The sequence below is a fragment of the Rhizorhabdus sp. genome (assembly GCF_018006725.1).
GTDB lineage: Bacteria > Pseudomonadota > Alphaproteobacteria > Sphingomonadales > Sphingomonadaceae > Rhizorhabdus.
Map to the genome: position 1 here is coordinate 1 of NZ_JAGMXV010000311.1, position 4,776 is coordinate 4,776.

A 4,776-nucleotide genomic window follows, 5' to 3' on the forward strand; every position below is an offset into this window, starting at 1 on the left:
AGGAGCCTTCACCGATTTTTTCAAGGAGGATTTGGGCTTCATCTTCGTTCCTTCGTCACTACGACGAAGCCCAAATCCTCCTTAATTCACAACCTCAAATCTGTGCCATTGGCGCTGACGCCGGACAAATGCGATCGTCGGTGATCGTTGCACTAATGCCCAGCTTGAGCGCGACCGCGCCCCTACGTCCGGGAACCGGTTCACCAACCTGATACTCAATGATGTCGTGGTCGCGCTGCCAGTTCCAAGTCGAGGGTTCGCGATGTCGCTGGTGAACCACCATTGGAACGATATCGCACAGCAGGCGGCCCAGCTCGATCAGCAGAGGCTGCGGGGCCAGTGCAAAAATGCTCAGATGTCGGACTTCCTGACGCTCGATCCGGCCACCGACCCGAGTTGCGAAATTGCGCTGGAGATTGGCCTGTTGGATTGTCCAAAATGCCGGATCGCCATCGGTGAAGGCGAGGCCGGTCATCTCGAGGTCAATCGTCTGCGCGCTTGCCGGGTGATGATCGGGCGGCATCGCTGCAAAAATCGCGCGCGTGGAAACCAGGGCCTCGTTCTTACCTATGCTGCTGCCGAATCGGACTACATGCGAGGCGCGGTCTTCGTCGATGCCCGCGAGTAACGATATGCGAGCTTCATGCTCGGCCTTCATGCCTAGGAGCAGAGGTTCGGGGTGGTCATTCAGGCCGTCGACATCGATCAACTTGTGATGAACGGCGCAAAGCAGCATCAGATTGTCGAGGCTCTTGGCAAGGAGGGGGGAGCGTATGACATCGCCGCGCGGCCCATCGGCACTGTCGCCGACGATATGTGCGAGAAAGCCGAATAGCGCGTCCTCATTCCCGGAGATCAGATCGCCAACGAGGTCCTTGTTGCAGCTGCGATACTGACAATGGCCCGCGGCACGCGCCCAGAGCGCCGACTGCACTTTCTGAGGAATCTTGGTCTTAGCCACGCGCGGCCTCCACATGGCGGCCGCTCGCGGTCCACTGACCCGTGGCGCGCCACCCTTCGTAAGCCGCAAGCCATTCGATGGTCCACGGCACGGTCGTTTCGGCGATGAGGTCAGCAGGCGACCAGTCGCCTGCCTCCGGGTCGAGCAGGCACAGCGTCACCTCGCCCTTCGGTCCATAATAGACATGCGGCAATCGTCCCTCGGAATCGCCCCGGCGAGGTCGCAAGGCCGGTGAGAGTATCGAAACGCGCGGTTGCAGCAGGCGCGGGTCGAGATTTTCGATTAGCCTCGGCGCGCGGTAGAGAATGCCGACGCGATAGGTCTGCAGCAACGGACGAACAGGCCCTTCCCACGCGCCAATCTCGGCATCCTGCGTGATAAGGACGAAATCGGGCCAGAGCGCCCGCATAGCCTCAGCCTGCGCTTCGATGCCATGGACCATCTCTAGCGACGCTCACCCATATTCGTGTGCGCCCGCGCGGCCACTGGCACGAGAGCGCTGGCGCCGGTGATGATTGCGGGCGCGGCGGGCACGAACAGGCCGCCGGTGCGGGTATAGCCGTGCTGGCGCGCCTGGACTTGCTGGCCAAGGCGCTTATTGAACACGTCGATAGAGCGCGTCACGACCCGCTGACCAAATTGATCGCGAAGCCAGTCCTGAAGATCCTCCAACTGCATCCCGCGTTCGCGAGCGACTTGGAGGCCATCGGCCAGTTCGCTCAGGGCCTTCGCATAGTGTTGCTGCTGCGCCTGGTTTTCCGGCCAGCGGTCGGTGAATCTCTCTTCGTGAAATTCCGGATTGGGAACGTCGAGCAGCCTGCTCTGCCGGGCCGCCTCGTTGATGGCGCGCGCCGTCCATCGCGCCTGGCGCATCACCATGTCGGCAAGGCCCATGCCCGGCACGGCGGCATGCCCGGCATGACAGGACAGGACGACCGACGGCGGCATCCGGCCAGCGGCATCAGCATAGAGGATGTTGCGATGGCGCTTGATGAGCTGCAGTGCGACGGTGGTCACGCTCTTTATGAGAAGGGGGGTCTGGTCAGGGACCTGCTCCACCTCGGCCGCGTCAAAGGCAAAACCGTGCTTGGAGTAGAGCTCGCGGTTGAGCGCCAGCGCAAAGCGTTCTTCGACCGGCGCCTTGCTATTATACCAGGCGCAGAAGCCGTAGGCGTTCATCGGCACATAGCGATGCTCGTGCTGACGCCCCTGCTTGGCGTGCGCAATGACGCTTTCCTTTTCCTTGGCCGCGCGACGCCGCGCGGGCGTCACGTCGAGGTGCATGCCGTCGGCATAATAGAGCGTGATGCAGCGCGTCTTCCGCTCGATCCGCGAGATCGGATAGCCCTTCAACGCCGCTTCCAGCAGGTCGAGCAGTTCTTCCGGGCCTTCGGTGCCGCCGATGATCTCCGCGACAGCGTCGATATCATATTCGTCGTCGGTGCCGCGGGTTGAGATCGTCGCATCGATCGCCATGGATCCCTGCGGATAGAAGCTGGACACCCGCCCTTCCAGGGGGCTGCCGGCTCGTTCGATATAGCGGCAGACCGCTTCATAGCGTTCGACCGCCTTGGCGTGAAGGCCAGGTGGCAACTGGAGGTTAATGGCGATTTCGGCGAGAATCGCATCGAGCGGATCACCAAAAGGATCCTGAGGCCGACCGTCATTGCGGAAAATATTCGAAGCCATGCGAAACTCCGGTTTACAAATTCGCGTTATACTGCCACCACGGGCCTATATTTTGGGGCGCCAAATACGGGTTTCAAGGGATAGCGGTTTACAAATTTGCCACCATATTGATTTTTTGTAAACCGGGAGTTGAAAGGTCACTACGCCATGATCGGCATGAGATTGAAACTTGCACGCGCGTCCGCCGGATTGTCGCTGCGAGAACTCGCCGAGCGCATGGGCAATGTCGTCAGCGCGCAGGCGATCGGGAAATATGAGCGGAACGAGGATATGCCGGGGTCGCGGGCGCTGATGGCGCTTTCGACGGCGCTCGGGGTCGGCGAGTCCTATCTACTCAGCGACGAGGAAATGACGCTGGAAAGCGTCGATTTCCGAAAAAAGCGCAGTACCAAGGAAGAAGCGACGATTGAAGCGCAAACGCTGCAGCTTCTCGAGCGTTATCTGACGATCGAGGACTTGTTGGGTCTCAAGAGCGTCGAATGGGAGCAACCGCGCAGCGCGCCCTATCCCTTACATGATATCCGGGATGCGGAAGACGCGGCGCGTTCGGTTCGCGAGGAGTGGGGACTAGGGCATGACCCAGTGCCCAAATTAGCTGAGCTGCTCGAAGAGCGCGGTATCAAGGTGTTGTCGATCGACCTGGACGATATCGACGGTCTTGCCGCGCGCGTGATCCGTAAAGGACGCGACGCAGCGCGCGTGATCGTCGTGCGCAAGAATATCTGGGCGGAGCGCAAGCGCTTCACGCTGGCGCATGAGCTGGGTCATATGGTGATGGCGGCCGCAGCGTACGTTGATGATGAGAGTGCCGCCAACAGATTTGCCGGCGCTTTTCTGATGCCGGCGGATGTGGTGCGGGCCGAAGTCGGAGCGCAGCGTTCTGCGATCAGCATCGGGGAGCTGGTTGCGATCAAGGAGCGCTTTGGCGTCAGCGTTCAGGCCATCGCCTATCGCTGCTTGGACCTCGGCATAATCGACAAGAAAGCCTTTTCGCAACTTTTCAAGGAGTTCGTCAAACGAGGCTGGCGCAAGGAGCCATTTGCAGAGCCAGCGCGCATCGAGCCGTCTTATGAGGAGCCCAAGCGTTTCGAGCGGCTCTGCTATCGTGCGCTCGCGGAGGGGGTGATCGGCGAGAGTCGAGCGGCTGAGATGCTCGGTATCACGTTGAAGGCGCTTGATCAGCGTTTGGTCGAGGCGATGTAATTAATGCCATTTCTCGTGTCGGACACATCAGTGATCATCGATCTTGACCGTGGCGATCTGCTCGACGCGGCGTTCGGGCTCGATGACAAGCTGGTGGTTCCCGATCTATTGTTTGCCCGCGAACTCGATGCTGAATTGGGCGACAGGCTGAGATCTTTGGGTATCGGCATCGAGTCTCTAGATGCCGATGAGGTGAGCTGTGCGACCCGGCTTGGGCGAATAGAACGGAGGCTTTCAGTCGCCGATACGTTCGCCTTCGCATTGGCGCACGGTAGGCAGTGGACGCTCCTGACGGGTGATGGCGTGCTTCGTACGATCGCCGAGGCCGAGGGCGTCGCCGTTCACGGTGTTCTCTGGATTATCGACCATATCGAGAAAGCTGGCCTATGTGACGCGCCTACCCTTCATGCGGGCCTAACCAAAACGGCTTCGCATCCGCGATGCCGGCTTCCAAAGCGCGAAATTGACCTCCGGCTCAAACGTTATTCTGGGACCTGACCGGTACTGGATGAGCGTACTGAAATCTAAGCTGGGCCCCCTTCGGATTCTGAGTGGCGGCTTTACCAAGTTTCTAACTCGAAGTGGTCTTTCCGTTAACGGCCCACTTGTGACGTGTCCTGACCCTGTCCCGGATTTGCCGCCGGCCAGAACGAGAGGTCCGGCACTTCATCGGCCGGGGTTAACCCCGGCCGATGAAGCAAATTCGGCAGGCGTCATGAACCCCAGGGATGTGTGAGGTCGGATCTCGTTGAAGTCCGTGCGCCACGCCTCGATCTTGGTCCTGGCATCATCCAAAGACTGTCCGGCGTCAGCGCCAATGGCACAGATTTGAGGTTGTGAATTAAGGAGGATTTGGGCTTCGTCGTAGTGACGAAGGAACGAAGATGAAGCCCAAATCCTCCTTGAAAAAATCGGTGAAGGCT

The 4,776-nt window shown here is 59.9% G+C and carries 6 protein-coding genes; 2 read left to right on the forward strand and 4 right to left on the reverse strand.

Going from position 1 to position 4,776, the window contains the following annotated elements; translation table 11 throughout:
- Positions 1–94 precede the first annotated feature (94 nt).
- The 3 genes from KAY22_RS24765 to KAY22_RS24775 are packed head-to-tail and all read right to left on the reverse strand — an operon-like array spanning position 95 to position 2,650.
- Positions 95–961 (reverse strand): SAVED domain-containing protein, encoded by an 867-nt coding sequence (locus tag KAY22_RS24765; RefSeq protein WP_296625795.1) that lies wholly within the window; start codon positions 959–961, stop codon positions 95–97.
- Positions 954–1,370, reverse strand: a complete 417-nt coding sequence (locus KAY22_RS24770; protein WP_296625796.1) for a hypothetical protein — start codon at positions 1,368–1,370, stop codon at positions 954–956. The genes KAY22_RS24765 and KAY22_RS24770 overlap by 8 nt, the downstream gene beginning before the upstream one ends.
- Positions 1,371–1,405: 35 nt before the next feature.
- A complete protein-coding gene (locus KAY22_RS24775) occupies positions 1,406–2,650 on the reverse strand; it encodes a nucleotidyltransferase (RefSeq protein ID WP_296625797.1) in 1,245 nt (414 codons plus the stop codon).
- A 147-nt stretch (positions 2,651–2,797) separates the two neighbouring features.
- On the opposite strand from KAY22_RS24775, the gene KAY22_RS24780 reads away from it, so the two are divergent.
- Both KAY22_RS24780 and KAY22_RS24785 read left to right on the forward strand, forming a co-directional pair.
- Entirely contained in the window at positions 2,798–3,853 is a 1,056-nt protein-coding gene (locus KAY22_RS24780; RefSeq protein WP_296625798.1) for an XRE family transcriptional regulator, read from the forward strand.
- A gap of 30 nt (positions 3,854–3,883) precedes the next feature.
- The gene (locus KAY22_RS24785; protein ID WP_296625799.1) at positions 3,884–4,351 is read left to right on the forward strand and encodes a hypothetical protein; all 468 of its coding nucleotides are present in this window, start codon (positions 3,884–3,886) and stop codon (positions 4,349–4,351) included.
- Between the two features lie 168 nt (positions 4,352–4,519).
- Here KAY22_RS24785 and KAY22_RS24790 read toward each other — a convergent pair.
- Positions 4,520–4,776, reverse strand: a 257-nt coding sequence (locus tag KAY22_RS24790; protein ID WP_296625800.1) for an integrase core domain-containing protein, incomplete at its 5' end; no start/stop codon positions are given.